Annotated in this window: 20 protein-coding genes and 1 tRNA gene; 12 read left to right on the top strand and 9 right to left on the bottom strand. The window is 65.7% G+C overall.

Annotation, left to right across the window (positions count from 1 at the left end):
* Window positions 1-38: 38 nt before the first annotated feature.
* Window positions 39-1727, bottom strand: coding sequence for a ShlB/FhaC/HecB family hemolysin secretion/activation protein (locus AC1RHV_RS25795; RefSeq protein WP_492302238.1), 1689 nt, complete (start codon window positions 1725-1727; stop codon window positions 39-41).
* A gap of 344 nt (window positions 1728-2071) precedes the next feature.
* Here AC1RHV_RS25795 and AC1RHV_RS25790 point away from each other — a divergent pair, with 344 nt between their 5' ends.
* Entirely contained in the window at window positions 2072-2803 is a 732-nt protein-coding gene (locus tag AC1RHV_RS25790) for a response regulator (RefSeq protein ID WP_306650739.1), read from the top strand.
* A gap of 222 nt (window positions 2804-3025) precedes the next feature.
* Window positions 3026-6409 carry an ATP-binding protein gene (locus tag AC1RHV_RS25785; protein ID WP_492302237.1) on the top strand — a complete coding sequence of 1128 codons (3384 nt, stop codon included), beginning with the start codon at window positions 3026-3028 and terminating at the stop codon, window positions 6407-6409.
* Window positions 6410-6431: 22 nt separating this feature from the next.
* On the opposite strand, the gene AC1RHV_RS25780 is transcribed toward AC1RHV_RS25785, so the two are convergent.
* Both AC1RHV_RS25780 and AC1RHV_RS25775 read right to left on the bottom strand, forming a co-directional pair.
* Entirely contained in the window at window positions 6432-7958 is a 1527-nt protein-coding gene (locus tag AC1RHV_RS25780) for a sulfatase-like hydrolase/transferase (RefSeq protein ID WP_492302236.1), read from the bottom strand.
* On the bottom strand, window positions 7955-8935 hold the full coding sequence (locus AC1RHV_RS25775) for a Bug family tripartite tricarboxylate transporter substrate binding protein (protein ID WP_492302235.1): 981 nt from the start codon (window positions 8933-8935) through the stop codon (window positions 7955-7957). Before AC1RHV_RS25775 ends, AC1RHV_RS25780 begins: the two co-directional genes overlap by 4 nt.
* A gap of 124 nt (window positions 8936-9059) precedes the next feature.
* Between AC1RHV_RS25775 and AC1RHV_RS25770 the strand changes: the two genes are divergently transcribed.
* Window positions 9060-10025: a LysR family transcriptional regulator gene (locus AC1RHV_RS25770; RefSeq protein ID WP_175213049.1), complete on the top strand. Its 966-nt coding sequence runs from the start codon at window positions 9060-9062 to the stop codon at window positions 10023-10025.
* A 39-nt stretch (window positions 10026-10064) separates the two neighbouring features.
* Here AC1RHV_RS25770 and AC1RHV_RS25765 read toward each other — a convergent pair whose 3' ends face one another.
* The 4 genes from AC1RHV_RS25765 to AC1RHV_RS25750 all read right to left on the bottom strand — a co-directional run bounded on the left by AC1RHV_RS25765 (window position 10065) and on the right by AC1RHV_RS25750 (window position 14914).
* Window positions 10065-12197 (bottom strand): laminin G domain-containing metallophosphoesterase family protein, encoded by a 2133-nt coding sequence (locus AC1RHV_RS25765; protein ID WP_492302234.1) that lies wholly within the window; start codon window positions 12195-12197, stop codon window positions 10065-10067.
* A 160-nt stretch (window positions 12198-12357) separates the two neighbouring features.
* Window positions 12358-12434: transfer RNA gene (locus tag AC1RHV_RS25760), tRNA-Pro, on the bottom strand.
* Between the two features lie 155 nt (window positions 12435-12589).
* Window positions 12590-13555 (bottom strand): octaprenyl diphosphate synthase, encoded by a 966-nt coding sequence (ispB, locus tag AC1RHV_RS25755; protein WP_054457702.1) that lies wholly within the window; start codon window positions 13553-13555, stop codon window positions 12590-12592.
* Between the two features lie 195 nt (window positions 13556-13750).
* Complete coding sequence (locus tag AC1RHV_RS25750; protein WP_492302233.1) at window positions 13751-14914, bottom strand: fumarylacetoacetate hydrolase family protein; 1164 nt, start codon at window positions 14912-14914, stop codon at window positions 13751-13753.
* 104 nt (window positions 14915-15018) lie between these two features.
* Here AC1RHV_RS25750 and AC1RHV_RS25745 point away from each other — a divergent pair, with 104 nt between their 5' ends.
* From AC1RHV_RS25745 to proB, 5 genes are all read left to right on the top strand, one after another.
* Window positions 15019-15777: an IclR family transcriptional regulator gene (locus tag AC1RHV_RS25745; protein WP_492302232.1), complete on the top strand. Its 759-nt coding sequence runs from the start codon at window positions 15019-15021 to the stop codon at window positions 15775-15777.
* A gap of 284 nt (window positions 15778-16061) precedes the next feature.
* The gene (gene rplU / locus AC1RHV_RS25740; protein WP_006216228.1) at window positions 16062-16373 is read left to right on the top strand and encodes a 50S ribosomal protein L21; all 312 of its coding nucleotides are present in this window, start codon (window positions 16062-16064) and stop codon (window positions 16371-16373) included.
* A 34-nt stretch (window positions 16374-16407) separates the two neighbouring features.
* Entirely contained in the window at window positions 16408-16668 is a 261-nt protein-coding gene (rpmA, locus tag AC1RHV_RS25735) for a 50S ribosomal protein L27 (protein ID WP_006216229.1), read from the top strand.
* Between the two features lie 191 nt (window positions 16669-16859).
* Window positions 16860-17996 (top strand): GTPase ObgE, encoded by a 1137-nt coding sequence (gene obgE / locus AC1RHV_RS25730; RefSeq protein ID WP_054457705.1) that lies wholly within the window; start codon window positions 16860-16862, stop codon window positions 17994-17996.
* 56 nt (window positions 17997-18052) lie between these two features.
* On the top strand, window positions 18053-19189 hold the full coding sequence (gene proB / locus AC1RHV_RS25725; RefSeq protein WP_054457706.1) for a glutamate 5-kinase: 1137 nt from the start codon (window positions 18053-18055) through the stop codon (window positions 19187-19189).
* Here the strand turns inward: proB and AC1RHV_RS25720 are convergent.
* Window positions 19158-19868, bottom strand: a complete 711-nt coding sequence (locus AC1RHV_RS25720) for a response regulator transcription factor (RefSeq protein ID WP_175160797.1) — start codon at window positions 19866-19868, stop codon at window positions 19158-19160. The two genes, proB and AC1RHV_RS25720, sit on opposite strands and share 32 nt — an antisense overlap.
* Window positions 19869-19947: 79 nt before the next feature.
* Here AC1RHV_RS25720 and AC1RHV_RS25715 point away from each other — a divergent pair, with 79 nt between their 5' ends.
* The 3 genes from AC1RHV_RS25715 (at window position 19948) to nadS (ending at window position 21187) form a co-directional block, all read left to right on the top strand.
* Window positions 19948-20400: a helix-turn-helix domain-containing protein gene (locus AC1RHV_RS25715; RefSeq protein ID WP_054457708.1), complete on the top strand. Its 453-nt coding sequence runs from the start codon at window positions 19948-19950 to the stop codon at window positions 20398-20400.
* Between the two features lie 183 nt (window positions 20401-20583).
* Window positions 20584-20895 carry a type II toxin-antitoxin system RelE/ParE family toxin gene (locus tag AC1RHV_RS25710; protein WP_175182050.1) on the top strand — a complete coding sequence of 104 codons (312 nt, stop codon included), beginning with the start codon at window positions 20584-20586 and terminating at the stop codon, window positions 20893-20895.
* Between the two features lies 1 nt (window position 20896).
* Window positions 20897-21187 (top strand): NadS family protein, encoded by a 291-nt coding sequence (nadS, locus tag AC1RHV_RS25705; protein ID WP_119450206.1) that lies wholly within the window; start codon window positions 20897-20899, stop codon window positions 21185-21187.
* A 112-nt stretch (window positions 21188-21299) separates the two neighbouring features.
* Here nadS and AC1RHV_RS25700 read toward each other — a convergent pair whose 3' ends face one another.
* Window positions 21300-21860 (bottom strand): SecDF P1 head subdomain-containing protein, encoded by a 561-nt coding sequence (locus tag AC1RHV_RS25700; protein ID WP_054457711.1) that lies wholly within the window; start codon window positions 21858-21860, stop codon window positions 21300-21302.
* Window positions 21861-22231: 371 nt separating this feature from the next.
* Here AC1RHV_RS25700 and thiC point away from each other — a divergent pair, with 371 nt between their 5' ends.
* Entirely contained in the window at window positions 22232-24145 is a 1914-nt protein-coding gene (thiC, locus tag AC1RHV_RS25695) for a phosphomethylpyrimidine synthase ThiC (protein ID WP_175160793.1), read from the top strand.
* The last annotated feature ends 230 nt before the right edge of the window (window positions 24146-24375 follow it).

Below are 24375 nucleotides of genomic sequence, written 5' to 3'. Positions count from 1 at the left end.
GCGCCGGTTGAGAAAACTGCGCGCGTGATGCGCCTGCGTCAGAAGTAGCGCGACGCCTGGAACCACAAGCGGGGCTCGCGGTCCGCTTCCGTCGCGGGTAGCCGCCGGCCCATCGGCCAGGCGATGCTCAGGTTCACCTGATGGTTGGCGCCGTACTGCGTGATGCCGAATCCCGCCGCACTCAGGTCGTTGCGGTTGCCTCCCCGCGTCCAGCGCTGTTTGCTCAGGCGCACGCTGCCGCGGTCCGCAAAGGCGCTCGCCTGCCACCCGGGAGCCATTTGGTAGCGCAATTCGACGCCGGCCAGCCAGCCCTCGTCGCCGCTGGCCGCGCCCAGCGGATAGGCGCGTACGCCATAGGGTCCGCCCAGGCTGAATTTCTCGGAACTGTCCAGGTTCTTCGACGCCCATTGCGCGTCCAGCCGCGCATAAAGCTGCAGATGGTCCCCAAGCTGCTGCAGTCGGCTGGCCGAAAGATTGGTCTTGGCGAACCAGCCTGCAGTGCGCACGGTCAGACGGTCCTCGCGCTCGGCTTGCGAATCGCCCAGGCGCAGTCGGCCGCGGCCATGCGACAGCTGCAAGATGGTCCTTCCGCCGCCGAGCCATCCGTCCTCGCTGCTGCCGGCCAGGGCCACGGTCCATAGCCCGATACGCTTGCTGCTGCTTACGTCGAAGAGATCCATGCTGTCGACCAGACGCTTGCGCTCGTGCTGCAATTGCAGGCGCAAGCTGGCGCGGCGCGTGCGCACCAAGGGCTGCTGGATGAACACGGTCGACACGTCGGCGCGGCCGTGCGCACCCAGGGGTTCGAAACGCCTGCCGAGTTCGTACCGCATGCTGGACATGCCAATGCCGACGCGCGTGGACCAGGAGCCAAGGGGAAGCTGATAGCCGGCGTTGTAGTAGCGCTGCCCGCCATCGCTCCCCAACAGTCGCAGATTGAGCTGGTCGCCCAGGCGCAGGGGGTTGTTGACGCCGATGCTTCCGCTCAGCCGGTATTCGCCGGTGTAGTAGCCGCCGAAATTGTCCGCGTCCACGCTGCCGAAGACGAGCGGTCCCGCTTCGGCATCCACCAGCAGGCTGGTGGTGCCGGTTTCGACGCCGGGCCGCAGCGTTCCCTTCACCGCCACGCCGGGCAGCTCGCTGAGCAACAGCAGCGCGCGCTCCAGCTCACGGGCCTGCACTGCATCCCCCGGATGCAGGGCGGAGAGCGGCTGTTCCAGCACAGCATCGCGGATCCGCGAGCGGTTCCGCAGACCGATCTCGCCATAGCTGCCCTCCAGCACGGCGATGCGCAGGACGCCCGCATCGATGTCTTGCGGCGGCAGGTAGGCGCGCGCCAGCACATAACCCCGATCATGGTAGTAAGCGGTGACGCGATCAGCGGCCAGGCGCAAGTCCGGAAACGTCAGCGCCGTGCCCGCCAGATCGGCCAGCAGCGCCCGCAGCGTCGCGTCGTCAACGGCGCGGTTGCCTTCGAAGCGGAACTCGAGCACCTTGACGGCGGGGCCTGTGGCCGCTTCGCCGGACGCGGCTGCGGGCGGCTGCGGTTCGGGCAATTGCACCTCCGGAGCCGTGCCACCCGAGGGCATGGCGGGCAAGACCGATTGCAGGTCGCGCATGGCGCGCCCCGCATCCGGGATCTGCGCCCGCGAGACGTCCGCACACAACGCCATGACCAGCCCGGCGGCCAGCGCAGCCATCCGATGGCGCGCGTTCTCCCCTGTCATCTCCCGCCCCCTGCTCTCTGCCTTTTTTTCACAGGAAGCGTTTGCCCCCGGGCCGGCTGCCGCTCCTGCCAAGCCGGGCGATTCTCGTCCTGCCGGCAGAATACGGAGCGGACGGGAGTGGAACTGTGGGAAGACTACGAAATCGGAGTCGTACTACTACGATTCGGCAGTCGCCTGCCGCGGAGTTGGGGGTGGCGGCGGCTGCGACGAGCGCCGCACTTTAGTACTCCTCCTATTCTTTGGCGAGGACGCCGTCGGTAATATGGCGGCACGCGGCATCGCCACAGCAGCCGCGCACATACAGCGTTTCAAACGCCTGCTTGCGAAACTTGGCGGCAATCGCCATGGACGCACGGCAGTTCCGCAGCAGGCTCTGGATGAACGGGGAAAGAAACATGTCACACGGCCGCATCCGCGTCATCATTGCCGACGACCATCCCATCGTGTCCCTGGGCGTGAGCCACGAGCTCGCGCGAGATCCGGCCATCGAAGTGATCGGCTGCGCCAGGAACTCCACGGACCTGGTGGCCCTGCTTGAAACTCAACCGTGCGACGCGGTGGTCTCGGACTACGCGATGCCGGGCGGCAAGCACGGCGACGGGCTGGGGCTCATCGGATTTTTGCGGCGGCGCTTCCCGGCGCTGCGAGTGGCCGTGCTCACCATGGTCGAGCATCCCACGCTGCTGCGGGCGCTGCTGGCCGAAAAGAACCTGTGCATCCTCAGCAAGGCAGATTCAACGCGCCATATCGCCGAAGCGATACACGCGATGAGCCGCGGCCGGACCTACTATTCGCCGACGGTGAAGGACATGATCATCCGCGAATCCCTCTCGCCGCAACAGCCGCGGTTGACGCGGCGAGAGGCAGAGATCATCCGTCTGTTTTGCGCGGGCGCAACCATCACCGAGATATCGCGTATTTCCAGCCGCAGCGTGCAGACGGTCAGCTCACAGAAGCGCAGCGCGATGAGGAAGCTGGGCATCGAACGCGACGCGGACCTGGTCCGGTACGGCTGCGCCGCCCTGCCGATGGCCGATATGACGCCACCCGACGTGAAGGGCGAGAAAGCGGCCTGAGTCTCCGGCGGTACCAGTGCTTGCCCCTTGTTCAATGTCGACACGCTGGACGCGACCAGACCCGAGTGGCAGCCGCTTGATCCATGTCAAAGCCGCTGGCAAGCCTTTGCGCCAAACGGGCCGGAATAATGTTCAAGTAGCTGCGCCCGCCCCCAGAAACCCGCAGCGCCCGCCTATCCGAGACGGCATGCCGGCGCCGCCTGACACCCATCCTCCCGCGCCTTGATTCGACTACGCCACCGCCTGAGCCCCTCGCGGCTCGACACCGTGACGCGCTTTCGCCGCTATCAGCGCTGGCAGAGCCTGGGCGGCGGCGTGCTGATCACGGTCGCGGTGCTGCTGACCTTCGCCCTGGAAGCCAAGACCACCGCCGAAAAATATCTGGAGTACGTGCGCCAATCGTTCGTGGCCGAACACGCCGTGCTCATGAAGGAAATCTATACGCGCGAGAACGCCTTCCGCATCAGCCTGGCAAGCGCGGAGCTGATGTGGCGGGAAGCGGCGCCCTTTGACGCGGCCCAGATCGCAAAGTACCGCAGCCGGGGCGAAGAACTGCTGGTGGAGGCCGACGAGGATTCCCGCTCTCAATGGATATTGGGTTCGGGCGGCGGCCGGGTGACGAACGCTGCGACAGGAAAGTTCTTCAATCTGGCCGAGCAGATCGGACGCGTTCCCTCAGGCGGGCCCGCGGCCCATGACAACTCGCTGGCCTCGTTCTTCTTTGGGGTCAATGGCAGCATCGCCGGCCTGGTCCCTGCCCCCGAAGCAGCGGTCCGCCAGAGGATCCTGGCGGACCGCGACCGCTACCTCGCCCTGCTGACCGGCGAAGTCAGCCGGCGCATGCTGATCGCGACCGATGCCGGCACCGACACATGGCGCTCCTTGCGCTGGATCCCTCCCGTCGCTAATCCGATCACGGGCAAGCAGGTCTTCCGCATCGGTGGAACCATACTGGACAAGGGCGTGCCGGTCGCCGTGCTGGTGACGGAGTATTCCCCCCTGCAACCCGGCGCCTCGCAGGCGGCAAACCGGCAGGCGGGCGACTTCGCCATCATGTCCGCCAGCGGCCAACTCATCGCTGCGTCGCCGGGCGGCAGTGCCGGCGACGCGCAGGAAACCGCTCCGGCCGCCGACCTCGCCGATATCCCTGCCGGAACGCGCCAGGAAAGAACGCGCTCTGGCCAGTTCTCGATTTCAGAAGGATTGGGCCCGACGGGCTGGGTGCTGGTCTTCACGCTGGACTGGAGCAGCATCGTCAATGCCATCAGCGCACAGCTGACCACGCCCGCGACCATGACCGCAACCACGCTGGCGTTGATATGGGCGCTGCTGCTCTACTTCGAGCTGCGCGTGGTCCGGCCCTTGATGAACCGTTCCAGGCTGGCGCTGGAGAGCGAGCATCTCAACCGCACGCTCATCGAGACGGCTCCCGTGGGCCTGGGTCTGATCGACGCTGCCAGCGGCAGTCCGCTGTTGCACAGCCCGGCCATGGAGAAGATGACCGCGCGCGTGGGCGTGGGAAAATTCAGCCTTTCGGCAGAGCTGGCCAATCGTTATCGGCGGCGCGCCGGCACGGCCGCAGGCAGGCGCGATACGGATGTGGTGGAGGAAGACCTCTCGTTCGTTGCCTGCGATGGCACTCCCGTCACCTTGTCGGTCAGCATGGCAGGCGCGCGCTATCGCGGATCTAACGTGGTCGTGGCTGCGTTCATCGACGTCACCGAAAAATATCAGCTGGCCCACCGCCTGCGTGAAGCCAAGGCCGCCGCGGACCGCGGCAATGCCGCCAAGTCGGCCTTCCTGGCGGCGATGAGCCATGAAATACGCACGCCGCTGCACGCCATCCTGGGACACCTTGAGCTGCTCTCGCGCTCGCGCCTGGCGCCAATCCAGCGCAATCATCTCGAAACCGTGCGGGTGTCGTCGGGACTGCTGCTGGCCACGATCAGCGACGTGCTGGACTTCTCCAAGATCGAGGCCGGCGAACTGAGCCTGGAGCAGACGGAGTTCGACCTGCTCGAAGTCGCCTCGCACGCCCTATCCATGTTCGCGCCCCAGGCCCAGGCCAAAGGACTGGCCTTGCTCGGCGATCTGGGCGCTGCGCTCAGGCAGCCCATGCGAGGGGATGCCACCCGACTGGGACAAGTCATCCACAACCTGCTCTCCAATGCCATCAAGTTCACCGACCACGGCAAGGTGGTGCTGCGTACCCGCACCGACGCGGCCCGCATCGCCGTCGAGGTGGAGGACACCGGCATGGGCATGACGGAAGAACAGACTCGGAGTGTCTTTCGCGCTTTCAGCCAGGCCGACGCGACCATAGGCCGGCGCTATGGCGGCACGGGCCTGGGGCTGACCCTGTGTTGCCGGTTGGTCGAGGCAATGGGCGGCTCCCTGTCCGTGCGCAGCGAACCTGGAAGCGGCAGCCTGTTCGCGTTCTCCTTGCCGCTGGGCATTGAAAACGCCGAGGCCGACAGGCCATGGTTCGCCGGCGAGCAGGTGTTGCTGCTGGCCGCGCGCGACAACTGCCGTCACGGCCTGGAAGCCGTCCTGCGAACCTGGGGACTGCGCGTCAACGCCCGCCGCCATCCATCCGAACTGGACGAGGACACGCTGGACGAAGCGACGGTCCTCATCATCTGGGGCGACAAGACGGACTGGCAGCCGGAGGACGAAGACAGATTGCTGGACCAATCTTCATGGGTGATCGATTGCGGCATGCTCGGACCCGCCACGCCGCAGGACACGGGACGCAAGCTCAGCGTTTCGATGTACGGACTGCATGGCCTGGCCTCGGCCTTGCGGCATGTGCTGCAGGACGCGCCCCTGTCCACCGCGGCCCCCGCGCCTGCGCCGCGGCATTCGACCCGCTCGTTGCGGGTGCTGGTGGCCGAAGACAACGCCGCCAACCGCGGCCTGTTCGAAGAACAGTTCAAGCTGCTGGGCTGTGAAGTCGATCTGGCGGAGGGAGGTGCGCAGGCTGGCGCACTGCTGGCAGCGCACCGCTATGACGTGCTGGTCACCGATCTCGCGATGCCCGGCGTGGACGGCTACGCGCTGGCCCGACAGGCCCGATCCATGCGGCCGGACATGCCCGTCATCGCCGCCACGGCCTGCGTGACGAAACACGAGCGGCAGCGCTGCAATGAAGCCGGCATCGCGCGGGTGCTGACCAAACCTTTGCCGCTGGCCGAACTCGAACACGCCTTGCTGGACGTATGCGGGCAAGCCGGCCGCGGCCCGCAACAAGCACCGGCTGCGGCCGATAACGGTCCGCAAGCCTTGACCGGTGGACGCGCCTTCCCCCCGGCGCTGCTGCGCACGCTGGAGCAATCTTGCGCGCAGTCCCTGGACACCATCAAACGCGCTGCCATCGACGAAGACAGCGGCAGCCTGCGCGGCGAACTGCACGCCTTGCGCGGCATGCTGGCCATTTTCCGCCTGCCCGCGCTGGCCGAACAGTGCGCTCAGCTCGATACCCGCCTGAACCAGCCAGGCGTACGCGGGTCGGCGGACGCGGTGGCGCTCATCTGCGACGACGTGCTCGCCGCGGTGAAAAGCGCCCTGGCCAAGCCTGCTGGCCAGCCGACCACCGAACAGGCTTGACCGTCCGGTTTGCGCCGCAGGTTCAAGCGATACCCGATGCCGGCACGCGCGCCGGCAACTGGTCCGCAGGCCGGGTTGCGAGCATGGCGGCCAGTTCCCGCCGTTTCGCGGCATGACCCGGATCGTCGAAGAGATTGTCCATCTCGTCCGGATCTTCGGCCAGGCAATACATCTCGCCCGCGCCGCTGCCCAGTTCGACGGTCAGCTTCCAGTCGCGCGTGCGCACAGTGCGCAGCTTCAGCTCCACGCCGCAGCGCGATGCCGCCACGTCCCATTCGCTCAAGGCGAACTCGAGGGTGGCATCCCCGCCTTCCAGCAACGGACGCAAGCTGCGGCCGTGTTGCGGCCCCAGGGCCGATGCGCCGGCGTAGTCGCAGAAGGTCGCAGCAAGGTCCAGCGTGGAAACCGGGTCTTCCACCTTTCTCCCCGCCGCGATGCCGGGGCCGCTGGCCACCATGGCCACGCGCAGCAGGCCTTCATACGGCATGGGACCCTTGAGCATCAGCCCGTGGTCGCCCAGCCATTCGCCATGATCCGAGGTGAAGATGACGATGGTGTCCTGATCCAGCCCGTACTCGCTCAGCGCCTTCATGATGCGCCCCACCTGATGGTCCACCAGCGAGATCATGCCGTAGTAGTTGGCGATGATCCGGCGCAGCGCCTCGTCTGATTGGGTCGGCATGCGCGAAAAATTCTGCCGTACCGCCTGCACTTCGGCATTGCCCATGGGCTTGCTTTCCATGCTGGCCCTGTGCCACCAGGGCCGGCGATCGTAGTCGGTGACGCGATGGCGCGGCAGATCGACCTCGTCGGGATGATGCAGGCGCGACCAGGGTTCGGGGCAATCAAAAGGGTGATGGGGATCGGGAAACGATGCCCACAGGCAGAACGGCTGATTGCGATGCTCGCGCAAATAATCGATGGTGCGATCGCCGATCCAGGCGGAGTTGTGCCAGGCCGCCGGCAAAGCGGAATGGAAGGTCTGCGGCGCGCCGCTGGCCGGGCCCAGGTCGGTCTCATACAGCTGGTTGCGCAGTTCGCCCAACCCGTCGCCGTAGTGCCAGCGCGAATGATTCAGGCCGCCGGGCAAAGGCGTGGGCAGCCAATAGTTGTGGCCTTCCACCACCAGCTCCACATGCTTGAAGCCCATGTACGGCCCCGCCCAGCCCGGTCCCATGCCCGCCTCGCTGTACTGGCATTCGGGCCGTCCCGTGGCCTGGAAGGTGTGGTGCGTGGAGAAATGCGCCTTGCCGATGAAGCCCGTGTCGTAGCCGGCAGCGGCCAGGCTGCCGGCAAAGCCCGCCTCGCCGGTACGCAGGTCCAGGTCTATGCCGTTGTCGTAGACGCCATGCGTCAGCGGCAGCAGGCCGGTCAGCATGGAGGCGCGCGAAGGCTGGCAGACGACGTTGGGCGTGATGCAGGCCGCGAAATGCGTGCCAGTGCGCGCCAGCAGATCAATGTGCGGCGTCTTGACCCGGCGTCCCGCAAAGCCCAGGCAGTCGCCGCGATGCTGGTCGGTCGTGATGAGAAGAATGTTGGGGCGTTTCATTGCTGCTTGCTGGTGGCGGTCTTGATGTCGGAAAGCACGGGCGCGAGCACACGGATGTCATGGGCGATGCGTTCGTTCAAGCCCAGCCCGTCCTGGTCGCCCACGATCATGCCCTGGGCCTGCATCTTGTCCCGGACCTCGGGACTCTTCAGGACAGCGGCGACGGCGCGCTGCAAATCGGCCAGCACCGGAGCGGGCGTCTGCGCCGGCGCGAACAGTCCGAACCAGCTGTAGAACGTGAAGTCCTTCACTGCGTCCTTCACCATCGGCAGGTCGGGCGCGCCCGCGATGGGCACGGCTCCCGCGTTCGCCAGCCCCTGCACCTTGCCGGCCTTGATCTGCGGCACGGCCGTGCTGGCGACGATGAACATCAGGTCGACCTGGCTGCCCATCACGCCGACAAAGCCCTGGGGCGCGGCCTTGTACGGCACGTGCTTGAGCGAGATGCCGGCGGCATGCTCGAACAACGCCATCGCCAGATGATGGGTGGAACCCGGACCGCCGCTGGCGTAGGTAATGGAGTCGGGCCGGGCGCGCGCCTGCTCCAGCAGTTCACGCAAGGACTTGAACGGCGCCGTGGGCGCCGCCACCAACACGTACTGCAGGGTCGCCAGCGTCGCGACGGGCGCGAAGTCCTCGGCACGATACGGCACGTCCTGCATCAGGTAAGGCACCGCCGTGAACGAGGCGTCCGGCCCCAGCAGCAGCGTGTAGCCGTCGGGCTTGGCGCGTGCCACCGCCTGGGAACCGATGACGCCGGCGCCACCGGCGCGGTTTTCCACGATGACCGGAACGTTCCATTGTTTGGACATTTCCGCAGCGACCAGACGCCCGACCACATCGGCCGCGCCGCCGGGCACCGAGGGCACGACCAGCGTGACGGGGCGGTCCGGATAAGCCGCGGCGGCCGCCTGGGGAACGGCCAGAGGTACGGCCAGACTCAGGGCGGCCAGGGCGCCGCGCACAAGTTTCAGCATGATTGTCTCCATCCCGCGGCTCGCCTCATTCGCGGGCGGCTCGCTGGCAATCATCATCGGCCAGCCCATCATTCCAGTCCAATGATATATTTTTCACTTTCCATATCAGAGTTGATATGTAGAGATGAACCCTCCCGACACCATCGCTCCCCTGCAGCAAGACTGGTATCTGCGTGGCCGGCTGCGCCTGCGCCACCTGCAACTCATGCTATTGCTGGACGAAGTCCACAACGTCGGCGTGGCGGCGCAACGCATGGCCACCACCCAGCCAGCGGTGTCGCGCATGCTCGCGGAACTGGAGGACATGCTGGGCGCCCGGCTGTTCGACCGGACCCCGAAGGGCACCTTCCCCACGCCCCATGGCGACTCCCTGATCCGTCACGCCCGCTGGGTGCTGGGTGACCTGGAACGCATGAGCGGCGAATGGTCCGCCGCGCCCGGCCTCGACGCGGAAACCATCCATGTCGGCGTCAACTCGGCGGCGGCGGCCTACCTGGTGCCGCGCGCGCTGCTGCGTTTCGAGCAACAGGCGGCCAATGTCAATGTGCTGGTGCGCGAGGGTTCACTGGAAGCGCTGATGCCAGACCTGCACACCCGCAAGCTGGACCTGCTGGTGGCGCGCATGGGCGCCGCCGTGCGCACGCCCGATACCCTGACGCAAGTGCTGTACGAAGAGCCGATGTGCGTATGCGCGCGCAGCGGACATCCGCTGGCGGACGTGGCCCAGGTCTCCTGGGCGCAACTGGCGGCCTATCCGTGGATCATGCCGCCGCGCGGCAGCCCGGCGCGCATCGGCCTGGACATGCTGCTGCAGCGTCACGGCCAGTACCCGCCGTCGCGCATCGAATCGGCCTCGGCCCTGAACAATATGATGCTGATGGCCAGCAGCGACCTGCTGTCGCTGCTGCCCCGTTGCGTCGCACGCCACCCGGCCGGCAGCGGCGGCGTTGCCGTTCTGGATATCGAGCTGCCTCCCGTATTCGGCCCGCTGGGCATCGTGCGGCACCACAGCCTGGATTTGTCGCCGCGGATGCGGGATTTGATCGAGTGCCTGCGGGCCGAGGCGGCTGACGCGGCGGCGCCACGCTGAACACCTGCGGGACGCGTCGCGCGCGTCCCGCATGACGCGCTAGCTCGCGCGGCGCGCGGTCAGCCATTGCGCGGGCTTGAGCGCCTTATCCACGATGCGTATCTCGCCGATGCTGCCGAAGAAGCCGTCGGCGCGTTCGCCGTCCCACGAACCCGCTCCGATCACCCAGGGCATGTCGGCGGCCAGCGTCGCCAGGCCCGGCGCATTGCTGACGTTGCGCAATACCGGCGCGCCCTCGATGTACAGAATGGTCTCGTGCGTGTCGGCGTCGTTGACCACCGCGACGTGGAACCATTTGTCCGCGATGATCTCGCCCGACCAGTTGGTCTTGCCGCCGCGCTCACCCGCCACGACCGGCACGATTTCCCACTGGATCTCGCGCAAGCTGGACACGGCGAAGATCAAGGGCGGGGATTCCGGGTCGCCGCCATTGAACCCGGCCAGATCGCCGCGCTTGCCGTCGCGCGTCATCACGTTCATCCAGGCGTGCTTCTGCGCGCTCCAGTCCCGGTCGATCTTCAGGAACGCCTCGACCGTGTAGCCGTTGGGCACCGTGGCGCCGTTGATCGCCGCAGTGGCTTCGGTGGTGAAGTAACTCATGCGCGCGGTGTTCTTATCGGTGTTCAGGAACCGCACTGAACCGGGCGCGGCGGACAGGTAATGGTGATCGTCCGACCACAGCAGGTCGCCTTCCTGCGCGCCCGCCACGCCGTCTATGTTGAGCGCCGCGCGGCGGATCGGATTCAGGCCGGTCAGATCCGCGACGGTCTCGCCCACCTTGACGGACAGGCCGGCCTGCCCGCCGAAGAAGCGCCAGTGCGCCAGCGTCCCCGCCACCAGCGGGTAGTCGTTGACGTCCGCGGCCGGCTTCTGTTCGACGGTCGTGGGATCCGTGTAGTTGGCCAGGATCAGCGCCGAGGCCTGTTCGACCAGCGAGGTATGCGAGGGCGCCGCCGCCTTGAACGTCTTGTTGAAGCCGGAGAAGCGGCTGGCGAAGTCCATCTTGATGGTGAACTGCTCGTTGGGCGCGGTCAGCACCGCCTGGTCAAATGCGTTGAGCGTGTCCTTGGGCTTCTGCGGCACCCAGGGCGAGAAAGACAGCACGCGGATCTCGTTGTTGCCCAGATCGAATTCGTACAGACGCATCAGGCCGTTGCCGCCCTGGTAGGCCATCTGGTAATCCACCACCATCTCCTCCACCGCGTTGCCATAGGCGTTGGTCTTGGTCAGGCGGGTGGCGCCATGGTAGTGGCCGTTGAGCGTCATGAAGATCTGATCGTTGTCGCGGATCAACTTGTCCCACAGCATCTTGCCGTAGGGCACTTCCAGTGGGCTGACGCCATCCTTGTCGATGTTCAGCAGCTGGTGGTTGATCAGAATGGCGGGCAGCGTGGGATTGGCGCGCAGCACCTGGTTGGCCCAGGCCAGCGCGTCATTCGATGCGCGCCAGGACAGCGACAGCACCAGGAACTTCTGCCCTTCGGCCTCGAACACGTGGTACTCGTGAAAGCCGCTGGCGTCGCGGCCGCCGAAGGTGGCCTGCTGCTTGGCGCGCGTGACGCTGAAATGCTGCAGGTAGGGTTCCTTGGCCAGGTCGCGCTGCGCGTCGGTATTGGCCGACTGGCTGCTCTCGTCGACATAGTCGCGGTCGACGATCACGTCGTGGTTGCCCGCCAGGATCGAGTACGGCACCTTGGCGTCTTCCAGCACCTTCATCGCGGCGCTGGCCACCTTCCACTGGTCGGGCTTGCCCTGCTGGTCGACCACGTCGCCCAGATGGACCAGGAAGGGAATGTTGAGCGCCTTGGCGTGCTCGGCCACCCAGCGCGTCTGCGCCTGGTAGGGCTCGCTGCCGTACTTGCGCATGAACTGCTGGTTCTCGGCGTCGGTCGCGTAGCGAGAATAGAACTGCGTATCCGGCAGCACCGCCAGCGCAAAGCTCGACACCAGGGCCGGCTGAGGCTTGCCCGTGCCGCCATCGCCGTCATCATCATCGTCATCGTCGCCATTGCAGCCGCTGAGCAGGAAACTGCCGCCCATGGGCAACAGCGTCACGCCCAAGCCGGCGCGCAGCAAGCTGCGCCGCCGGTTGTCGGGCGCCTGCGGCAAGGCATCCGCCGCCTGCTCCACGATCTGCGTATCACCCTGGCCGTGCTTGCTGTCCTTCGTCATCTCTGCTGCCTGTTCGAAAAAGGCGGGAGTCTAGAGACGCGGAATGACGGCGGGATGACTGAATCCGACACGCAAATGCAAAAAAGCCGGCAACGCTTGCGCGATACCGGCTTTCAGCCAAAGGCGTCGGGAAACACCTTCATGAATTCGACCACATGAGTGGTCGGGGCGAGAGGATTCGAACCTCCGACTCCTGCGTCCCGAACGCAGTACTCTACCAGGCTGAGCTACGCCCCGAGTCTTACTACTACTACTACTACTGACTTCGCTGCGCTCAGTGCAACCAAATCATCTTTCGCTTTCACTATCAACCGCCACGTTTCAGGCCACCGGGCGTTCCCATCCGGGTTTTCCCAACACCTGGGTTGCCCCAGATTTTTCGCCTAATTCGCTTAGCGATCTCTGTTCACCGCGAAAGCGCAGAATTCTAACAGAGATTTCTGAAAAGGGGAAATGGGGTAAGCAGAAAGTGCTTTTCGGGCCAGATCCGCTTCGGCCACGGCGGCCTGGCGGGCGTGTTCCAGGGCATCGGTAGCCTGGATGGCGGCGGCCACGGCGGCGAAGTCGGCGTCGCCGGTCTTGATGGCGTCGCGGATCAATTGCTGCTGTTCCGGCGTGCCCACTTCCATCACGCGGATCAGCGGCAGCGTGGGCTTGCCCTCGCGCAGGTCGTCGCCCACGTTCTTGCCCAGGGCGGCGGCGTCGCCGCTGTAGTCCAGCACGTCATCCACCAACTGGAAGGCGGTGCCCACGTGGCGGCCATAGGCGGCCGCGGCGGCTTCCTGCTCGGGGGTGGCGCCCGCCAGCACGGCGCCCACCTGGGCGGCGGCCTCGAACAGCTTGGCGGTCTTGTAGCGCACCACTTGCAGATAGCGCTCCTGCGAGACGTCCGGATCATGCACGTTCAGCAGCTGCAGCACCTCGCCCTCGGCGATCACCGTGGTGGCTTCGGACAGGATGCTCATGACGCGCATCGAGTTCGCTTCCACCATCATCTCGAAGGAGCGCGAATACAGGTAGTCGCCCACCAGCACGCTGGCGGCGTTACCGAAGACCGCGTTGGCGGTTTCACGCCCGCGGCGCAGGTCGGATTCGTCGACCACGTCGTCGTGCAGCAGGGTCGCGGTGTGGATGAACTCAACCACGGCGGCCAGCAGCTGGTGGTGCGTGCCCTCGTAGCCCAGCGCGCGCGCCACCATCAGTACCATGGCCGGGCGCATGCGCTTGCCGCCCGCGCCTATGATGTAGTCGCCGATCGTGCGGATCAGGACCACCTCGGAATTCAGCCGCTCGCGGATGACCGCGTCGACGGCTTTCATATCGTCTGCAATGGGGGCAACAAGCTCGGGGAGATTCAAGACGTATCCGGGAGAGTGAAACGAGCCGCGGCGTGAACGCGCGCCGGCTCTTACCGCTGGGCCCGCCGCAGACGGCGGGAGGATTCGACCAAGGATTATACGGGGAGTGACGGACGCGAGCCGTCATCCTGGCGGAATCGCCGGCAGGGGTGGCGCCCCGGAGCGCGCCCCTGCCCGGCGCCGTCCTGCGGCGGATCAGGCGCCTTGCCTCGGCAGGCCGCGCGCGGCCAGGCTGGCGTAAAGTGCGCGCACCCCGAAGGTCCAGGGCTCGATCTCGGTAGCCAGACGCACTTCGTTGACCAGCGCGCCCAGGCGCTCGGACGCGATCACGACGCGGTCGCCCAGCTTGTGGGTGAAGCCGGTGCCCGGGCCCATGCGGTCCTGGGTGGGCGAGAACATGGTGCCCAGGAACAGCATGAAGCCGTCCGGGTACTGATGATGCTTGCCGCAGGCCTGGCGCGCCAGGTCCAGCGGATCGCGGCTGATCTCGCGCATGTGGCTCACGCCGTCCAGCACGAAGCCGTCCAGGCCCTCGATGCGCAAGGACACATCGGCCTGGCGCACGCTGTCCAGGCTGAAGTCCCCGTCGAACAGGCGAATGAAGGGACCGATGGCGCAAGAGCCGTTGTTGTCCTTGGCCTTGGTCAGCAACAATGCGCTGCGGCCTTCGATGTCGCGCAGGTTGACGTCGTTGCCCAACGTGGCGCCGACGACCTCGCCGCGACTGTCCACCGCCAGCACGATCTCGGGTTCGGGATTGTTCCAGCGGGATTCGGGCAGCACGCCGATATGCGCACCCGTCCCCACCGACGCCATGGGCGGCGCCTTGGAGAAAATCTCGGCGTCCGGACCTATGCCCACCTCCAGGTATTGCGACCACTGGCCGCGCTCGGTCAGCTCGGCCTTCAGTTTGGCAGCTTCGGGCGAGCCCGGCCGCAGGCGGGACAGGTCCGAGCCGATCAGCGCCTGCATGCGGACGCGGATTTCCTCGGCGCGGCTGGCATCGCCGCCGGCCTCTTCCTCGATCATGCGTTCCAGCAGGCTGATGGCGAAGGTGACGCCCGCCGCCTTGACGGGCTGCAAGTCGCAAGGCGCCAGCAGGCGCAAGCCCTCCCGGCCTGCCAGGCTGGCTGCCATCAGGGCATGCACATCGCCCAGCGACTCGCCGGCGGCGCTGGCGGCGAGCGCCACGCGGTCGGGACGGTCCAGCAGGTCCGCCATAGTGGACGCGGCCGCCGTGATGTCGATCACCTCGCCGCGGCGCACCGCCACGACGCTGGGACCATGCCTCGGCCTCCACACCCGCCCCACCAGCAACGCCTGTTCCAGATCGACGGGCAGCGCCTTTGCTTGGTCCATGAGTCTCCTCGCCTTGTTCGAATGATGTGCGGGGCAGTCTAGGAGACTTCCATTATCATGTCCAACATCATGAATTTATGTCCAATATGTTGGACAAATAGAGCATGGCAACCGTACACGACGTCCCCGCCATCCGCCGCACGCACGACATCCTGCAAGTGCTGGCCGGCCGCAACACGCCGGTCAAGGCATCCGAACTGGCCGAATCCTGCCAGCTCGCCCGCAGCACCCTCTATCTGCTGCTGGATTGCCTGGAACAGCGCCGCTGGATCGAGCGCCGTGATGGCGGCTACGTCATCGGCATCGAACTGATGGCGCTGGGCCATGCCTATCTGCGCCAGGACGGACTGCAGGCGGCGTTCCAGGCGGCCGCGGGCGCTTTCGTGGCGCGGCACAACGAAGTGGTGCAACTGGCGACGCTGGATGGCTTCGACGTGGTCTACCTGGCCCGCGAAGACGCGCGCCGCCCGGTGCGGCTGGTGTCGGACCTGGGCCTGCGCCTGCCGGCGCACGCCTGCGCGCTGGGCAAGGCGTTGCTGGCCAGCCTGCCGCCCGAAGACCTGGCCGCCCGCGTGCCGGATGCGCTGCCGCGCGTCACCGAGCGCAGCCTCGCCACCCGCGCCGCGCTCGATCAGGAACTGGCCCAGGTGCGCAGCACAGGCCTCGCACAGGATCTGGAGGAAGTGGCGTCAGGCCTGGTCTGCTATGCCGCCTACGTGGGCATGACGCCGCAGGGCAAGCGGGTGGCCGTCAGCACGTCGATCCCCACCGACCGGCTGGACGAGACGCACCGCCATGACGTCATTGCGGGCATCCGCCTCGTGGCGCGGGACATCGCCCTGCGGGTGATCCCCGGCGCTTGAAGCGCGCATGCGACACCTAAGCCCTTAGCCTGCAACGGCTTTTTGACTTTATGAAAGTCCCGGGCTAATATTCCGGATTCGGTCAGCAATGCCCGAATTACGTCGGTTGCATTTGCGTCACCCCTCTGGGTGCCAAGGAAGGTTCTGCTTTCCCAGGCATCAAGGCCTTTCCCTCTCTTGCCAGGCTCTGGCGCCAGGAGAAGAAAGCGCCCGCCAGAGCGGCAATCCCGCCCAGCAGGGCAGGCAGCGCAGATGAACCCATTTACCTATTTAAGGAATCCCCCATGTACGCGGTCGTAAAAACCGGTGGCAAGCAGTATCGCGTTGCCGCTGGCGAAAAACTCAAGATAGAACAGATACCGGCAGACATTGGGCAAGAAATCACCCTGGACCAAGTGCTGTCCGTGGGCGAAGGCGACCAACTGAAAGTTGGCACGCCCCTCGTCTCCGGCGCCGTGGTCAAGGCAACGGTTCTTGCGCAAGGCCGCCACGACAAGGTCAAGATCTTCAAGATGCGCCGTCGCAAGCACTACCAGAAGCGTCAGGGCCACCGTCAGAACTACACCGAAATCCGCATCGAAGCCATCACGGCTTAAGAAGCGACTCGGTACCACTTAGCAGGAGCTAAACATGGCACAGAAAAAGGGCGGCGGCTCTACGCGGAACGGACGCGACTCAGAATCGAAGCGTCTGGGCGTCAAGGCATTCGGCGGCGAATTGATTCCCGCTGGTTCGATCATCGTGCGTCAGCGCGGCACGCGCTTCCACGCTGGCGTGAACGTCGGCATGGGCAAGGATCACACCCTGTTCGCGCTGATCGACGGCAAGGTTCAATTCGGCTTCAAGGGCGCGTTGAACAAGCAGACCGTTTCGATCGTCGCTGCCGAGTAATCGGACCAGCACGGTCAGCAACGCGGTTCGCCGCGTTCCAGAACGGCAAAAGCCCTGTCGCATGCGGCAGGGCTTTTTTGTTTTAAGCTTTTCCAGATTTCGGGCAGCAGCCGGACGGTTCCGGCCCCTGCCTCCCGGCGGCGCCGAATGACGGCCCCGCCCCACTCCTTACCACTACACGCGCGGACATCATGAAATTCGTAGACGAAGCCACCATCGAAGTCGTCGCCGGCAAAGGCGGCAATGGCGTGGCGAGCTTTCGCCGCGAAAAATTCATTCCCAGAGGCGGCCCGGACGGCGGCGACGGCGGACGCGGCGGCACCATCTACGCCGTGGCTGACCGCAATATCAACACGCTGATCGACTACCGCTATGCGCGCCTGCACCGCGCCAAGAACGGCGAAAACGGCCGCGGCTCGGACCAGTACGGCGCGGCCGCTCCGGACATCACGCTGCGCGTGCCGGTGGGCACCATCATCCATGACGCCGACACCGGCGAAATCCTGTTCGACCTCAACCAGCACGACCAGAAGGTGGTGCTGGCCGCAGGCGGCCAGGGCGGCATGGGCAATATCCATTTCAAGTCGAGCGTGAACCGCGCGCCCCGCCAGTGGACGCCCGGCAAGGAAGGCGAACACCGCTACCTGCGCATGGAACTGAAGGTGCTTGCGGACGTGGGCCTGCTGGGCCTGCCCAACGCCGGCAAGTCCACGCTGATCACGCGCATTTCCAATGCCAAGCCGAAGATCGCGGACTACCCCTTCACCACGCTGCACCCCAACCTGGGCGTGGTGCGCACCTCGCCGTCGCGCAGCTTCGTCGTGGCCGACATTCCCGGCCTGATCGAAGGCGCCTCCGAAGGCGCCGGCCTGGGCCACCTGTTCCTGCGCCACCTGGCGCGCACCCGCGTGCTGCTGCATCTGGTGGACGTCTCCACGCCCGACCCGGACGCGGATCCGGTCGAGCAGGCCGTGGTCGACGCGCGCGCCATCGTCGAGGAACTGCGCCGCTACGATCCGGAACTGGCCGCCAAGCCGCGCTGGCTGGTCCTGAACAAGCTGGACATGGTGCCCGATCCCGAGGACACCAAGCGCCGCTTCCTTGAACTCTACGACTGGAAGGGCCCGGTGTTCGGCATTTCCGGCCTGTCGGGCGAAGGCACGCAAGACCTGATCTATGCGCTGCAGGACTACCTGGACGCCGAACGCGAAAAGGAACACCTGTCGCAAGACCAGGCCGAAGAGAACTATGTCGCGCCGGACCCGCGCTTCGACGACAAGCGCTCGACCGCCGACCAGCGCCCCGCGCCGCGCGGCGACGACGAATAAGCCATAATCGCAGTCCTTACGATTACGCCTTTTTCTCGCCGCAGCCGGCCGCCATCATGTCTGCTGAAACACCCGCCGTTTCCGTCGTCACCAACGCCCAGCGTCTCGTCGCCAAAGTCGGCTCGTCGCTGGTCACCAACGAAGGCCGAGGCCTGGACCGCGCCGCCGTGGCGCACTGGGCCGCGCAGATCGCCGCCCTGCACAAGCAGGGCAAGCAGATCGTGCTGGTCTCCAGCGGCGCCATCGCCGAAGGCATGGCGCGCCTGGGCTGGCGCAAACGCCCGTCGGTCATGCACGAACTGCAGGCAGCCGCGGCCGTGGGCCAGATGGGCCTGTGCCAGGCCTACGAAGCGGCCTTCGCCGAATACGGCCTGCGCACCGCGCAAATCCTGCTGACGCACGAAGACCTGGCCGACCGCCACCGCTACCTGAACGCGCGCAGCACGCTGTTCGCCCTGCTGCGCCTGGGCGTGGTGCCGATCGTGAACGAAAACGACACGGTCGTCACCGACGAAATCCGGCTGGGCGACAACGACACCCTGGGCGCGCTGGTCACCAATCTGATCGAAGCCGACACGCTGATCATCCTGACCGATCAACGCGGCCTGTACGACTCCGATCCGCGCAAGAATCCCGACGCCAAGTTCATGTCGCATGCCCAGGCAGGCGACCCCGCGCTGGAAGCCATGGCCGGCGGCGCGGGCAGCGGCATCGGCACCGGCGGCATGCTGACCAAGGTGCTGGCGGCCAAGCGCGCGGCGCATAGCGGCGCGCATACCGTCATCGCATCGGGCCGCGAGCGCAATGTGCTTACGCGCCTGGCCCAAGGCGAGTGCATCGGCAGCGAATTGCGCGCCGTGCTGCCCGTGTGGTCCGCGCGCAAGCAATGGCTGGCCGATCACCTGCGCCTGCGCGGACGCGTGGTGCTGGATGACGGCGCCGTGCAGGCGCTGCTGCGCGAAGGAAAGAGCCTGCTGCCCATCGGCGTGACCGAGGTGGAAGGCGAGTTCGGCCGTGGCGACGTGGTCGCCTGCGTGGACGGCCAGGGCCGCGAATGCGCCCGTGGCCTGATCAACTATTCATCGGCCGACACCCGCCGCATCCTGCGACAGCCTTCGTCGCAGATCGCGCGCATCCTGGGCAGCATGACCGAACCCGAACTCATGCATCGGGATAACCTGGTAGTGCTCTGAGACCCTGCCCTCTTGCGGCGCCTTCGGGCAGCAGGATGTAGCCCCATCCCCGCACCGCAAGCACGGGCAAGTCGATATTGAGGCGGCGCGCTTTGCTGCGCAGCCGCGACAAGAGCACATCCACCCGCCGCGCCCCTTCCATGGACTTGCGCGTACCGGCAGGGAAAAAACATTCCCGGCGCAGGCAGTAGCCCGGCGCGCTCAACAAGCGGACAAAAAAAGCGCGCTCGGTGACCGTCAACGGCAGGAACTCGCCAGCCGGTCCCGCCAGTGCGCCCACGTGCGGGTCTAGTCGCCAAGGCAAGGCGGTGGACGGCGCGCGCCGATACAGATTGCGCAGCAGAGCATCCCATTCCAGCGCGTCCATGCCCGCAGGGGTACAGACGTCCGCCCCCGCATCCAGCGCGGCAATGCGATCCGACGCGCTGGCATCCGCGGCCTGCCACAGCACCGCCGCAGCGGGCGCCGCCCGGCGCAGCGTGGCGATGAGGCCAGGCACACCCTTAATACCTCCCAAAAGTACCAGGGCATCAGCGCCCTGCGCCTGCAAGTGTTCCAATACGGCAGCGGACGAATCGAACACGCGGACCTGCCAACGCATCAGACGCAAAGCCTCGGCGAAATCCTCGCGCGCCGTTGCGTCGAGCCGTACGACGAAGACGCTGCCTCGTTGCTCCATGCGCTCACCTTTGATAAATATCACTTAAGTAATATTTATAACCACCAAAGCGCGTGACCAGCAAGCTTCAATCGCCGGTGTGAAAACATTCTCAGACCGACTGAAGCATGCGCGCCTGCTGCGTGGCCACACGCAGAAAGACCTCGCTCGTCTTGCGCGCATTTCGCAAAGCGCCATCGGCAGCTACGAAAGCGGCCTGCGGCACTCAAGCCGCTCGGCCCGCAAGCTGGCGCAGGTCTTGAAGGTCGAGGTCGAATGGCTGGAAACCGGCAAGGGCCCGCTGGAACTTCCCGTGGAAGGCTACGACCTCAGCAACACGCTGCCCGCGCCTGGCGTGGCCGAACCCGTGCCGCGTCCCGGCGGCCGGCCGCGTCCGATGGCGCCCTGGCCCTTCCCCAACATTTCGCCTTCGCAGTTCGAATCGCTCACGGCCGACGACCGCCTGATCCTTGAATCGATCACGCAGGCCTACATCGAAAAAACCATCCTCGTCCGTCGCGGCGCCAAGACGCGCGGCCGCAAGCTGGGCTGATCGCAAACTATCTTTGCCGGCCTCGCGCAAGCGCGCGCCCGCCAAGCGCATCCCAGTGACAGATATTGCGCAGTAGCTCCCCTGCCTCCCGGTAAAGCACGTACAGTCGTCGGCGATTTTCCGCGCCGCGCGCTTGCGGTATTACGTGCAACTTCGACTACGCCATTGGCGTACAATCCAATCATGGTTTTCATAGAAACCAGCGTCTTTGCCAGGCAAATCACGTCCCTGCTGCCAGATGATGGTTATCGTGAATTGCAGCAAATGCTGCTGGAGGATCCCGCCTGCGGCCATGTGATTCCTGGCGGAGGCGGCATACGAAAGGTGCGCCACGCGCGGCCGGGAATCGGCAAGAGCGGGGGGATACGGGTGATCTATTACTGGCTCACCGATGACGACCAGATTCTGATGCTGTTGGCCTACCCAAAGAACTTGCGGGACAACTTGAGCTCAGCGGAACTTTCTGAACTGCGGGCGTTGGTAAAGGACGTGTGAAATGGACAGGCAGTTATTCGCCGATTTGAAGGCGAGTCTCAAAGAAGCGGCAGCGATACGCAAGGGAGAGACGCGTCCTTCGAGAATATCCACGCTTGATCCTCTGGACGTGAAGCGGGTGCGCGAACAGACCAAGCTGTCTCAAGCTGAGTTTGCGGCGGCGTTGCAGGTCAGCGTTCGCACCTTGCAAAACTGGGAGCAAAAGCGCCGGTCTCCTACCGGACCAGCTGCTGCTCTGCTGAAAGTCGTGGCCAACGAGCCTGAGATCGCGCTACGCGCCCTGCACCGTTAGGCGCATGGGACCGCGCAAAAGACGCCAAGCCCTCATCAACCTTCCCCCGCGCATTGTGCGCGGCCATGAAAAAGCCCGGCATGCCGGGCTTTTTTGTCGCTTGCTGTGCTGTTCAGGGCTTGGCAGCAGGAGCCGGAGCGGCGCCGCCAGCCGGCGGCACGGCAGCGTCGCCGCGGATCTTGGCTGCGATTTCCGAGGCGGCCTGGGCCGAGGCCACGCCAAAGGCCAGCACGCCGCGGTTCAGCGGTTCGCCGATCAGCGGAGCGGCGACCAGTTCCTGGTCGATCACGAGCGCCAGCATGTTGCCGACGTTCTTGGTGCTGACGTCATTGAGCTTGCGGGCGCCGGCTTCCGAGAAGCGCAGGCCGACGAAGTTCTGACCCTGGCGGTCCACCAGCGCGGCGGCGTCGGTGAGGTCGGCGCGCGTCAGGACAGGCACGGTCTGCATGTAGAGCTTGCCGTCAGGCAGCGCGATTTCGCGCATGCCGGCGCCAGGCTGCTTCTGCGCCAGGTAGAAGTCCACCGAGGCCGCGGCTGCCGGCTTGGCGGCCTCTTGGCCTGCTTGCGGCGTGGCGGTGTCGCCAGACGTCTTAGTCGGGGCGGTCTTGCAACCCGCTAGCGCCAACGTCACGACTACCAGGGCGGGCGCCAATTTGCGTAGGGTCAGTTGCATGCTCGTTTCCTTCTTAATGTGGACTAAGACCAGGCGATGCACTTCATCCCCGGCACTGGGAAAAGTGTACCGAACCTGAATGACGGTGTCGCCATAGTCTGAATCCAATTGTAAAGCGGTAATACCAGCTCCCGCCTGCTCCGGCCGACGCGGCGCAGCAGCCCGCGATTCGTCGGAACGCGCGCCAGCCTCTATACTTCGCTTTCGCGCAGGGGTACTCGTCCCGCCTACATGGCCGGACGTGTTGAGAGAGTCCCTTCGTACCAGTACGGATAATGCCGATGCTGGGAGCCGTATTCCCGCCATGCGTCTTTGCGCGCGCGGCGGGAATTCCTTCCCGATCGGCTCCAACCACTCGCTTGGAGCTTTCCATGAACGCCAATCCCAAATTCCTGGCCGCTACCGCCGAAGTCGACGCGGCGGCCGTCGCACCGCTGCCCAAATCCCGCCGCGTGTATGAAGTGGGCTCGCGCCCCGACATCCGCGTGCCGTTCCGCGAGATCGAGCAGGACGATACGCCGACGATGTTCGGTGGCGAGAAGAACCCGCCGCTGACGGTCTATGACTGCAGCGGCCCCTACACCGACCCCGAAGCCAAGATCGACATCCGCCGCGGCCTGCCCGAACTGCGCCGCGGCTGGATCGAAGAGCGCGGCGACACGGAAGTGCTGTCGGGCCCGACCAGCGACTACGGCAAGGAACGCCTGACCGATCCCAAGCTGACGGCCATGCGCTTTGACCTGCAGCGTCCGCCGCGCCGCGCCAAGTCGGGCGCCAACGTGTCGCAGATGCATTACGCGCGCCGCGGCATCATCACGCCGGAAATGGAATACGTGGCGATCCGCGAAAGCCTGCGCCGCGAACACTACCTGCAGACGTTGCGCGACAGCGGCCCCGATGGCGAAAAGATGGTCAAGCGCCTGCTGCGCCAGCATCCCGGCCAGTCCTTCGGCGCCTCGATTCCCGCGGCCATCACGCCCGAGTTCGTGCGCGACGAGATCGCGCGCGGCCGCGCCATCATCCCCGCCAACATCAACCACCCTGAAGTGGAGCCGATGGCCATCGGCCGCAACTTCCTGGTGAAGATCAACGCCAACATCGGCAACTCCGCCGTCAGCTCCGGCATCGGCGAGGAAGTGGAAAAGATGACCTGGGCGATCCGCTGGGGCGGCGACACGGTCATGGATCTGTCCACCGGCAAGCACATCCACGAAACGCGCGAATGGATCATCCGCAACTCGCCCGTGCCGATCGGCACCGTGCCGATCTACCAGGCGCTGGAGAAGGTCGACGGCAAGGCCGAGGACCTGACCTGGGAGATTTTCCGCGACACGCTGATCGAGCAGGCGGAACAGGGCGTGGACTACTTCACCATCCACGCGGGCGTGCGTCTGCCGTTCATCCCGATGACGGCCGACCGCATGACCGGCATCGTCTCGCGCGGCGGTTCGATCATGGCCAAGTGGTGCCTGGCGCACCACAAGGAAAGTTTCCTGTACGAGCGTTTCGAGGAAATCTGCGAAATCATGAAGGCCTACGACGTCAGCTTCTCGCTGGGCGACGGCCTGCGCCCGGGTTCGGGATACGACGCCAACGACGAGGCGCAATTCGCCGAGCTGAAGACGCTGGGCGAACTGACGCAGGTGGCGTGGAAGCATGACGTGCAGGTCATGATCGAAGGGCCGGGCCACGTACCGATGCAGATGATCAAGGAAAACATGGAGCTGCAGCTGGAACACTGCCACGAGGCGCCGTTCTACACGCTGGGCCCCCTGACCACCGACATCGCTCCGGGCTACGACCACATCACCTCGGGCATCGGCGCGGCGCTGATCGGCTGGTACGGCACGGCGATGCTCTGTTATGTGACGCCCAAGGAGCACCTGGGCCTGCCGAACAAGAAGGACGTGAAGGACGGCATCATCACGTACAAGATCGCAGCCCACGCAGCGGACCTGGCCAAGGGCCACCCGGGCGCGGCAATCCGCGACAACGCGCTGTCCAAGGCGCGCTTCGAGTTCCGCTGGGACGACCAGTTCAACCTGGGACTGGATCCGGACACGGCCAAGGAATTCCACGACGAAACGCTGCCGAAGGATTCGATGAAGGTGGCGCACTTCTGCTCGATGTGCGGACCGCATTTCTGCTCGATGAAGATCACCCAGGACGTGCGGGATTATGCGGCGGCTCAGGGGGTTAGCGAGAAGGATGCGTTGCAGAAGGGGATGGAGGAGAAGTCCATCGAGTTCGTTAAGAAGGGAGCCGAGGTTTATCATCGGCAGTGATGTTTTTGCTGCTGCGTGTGCGTTGAGTTCTTGAGGCGCACGGCGCGGCAGTGGCCTGCCGGGCGCGGGGCAACGATTGCGGTCCGGAGCCTTCGCTCCGGACTGCCCCGTCGTCATCGTCGTCCAGGCCTACGGCCTTCCCTTCCGATTCCCTCGGGCTTATCGACGCCCCGCACCCGGCAGGCCACTGCCGCGCCGTGCTCTGTCTGTTGAATTTTCACGATCGCCGA

Source organism: Achromobacter sp. GW823-FHT04E03, assembly GCF_058796095.1.
Note: the sequence above shows the minus strand (reverse complement) of the source record. Positions and strands in the feature narration are given on the sequence as shown.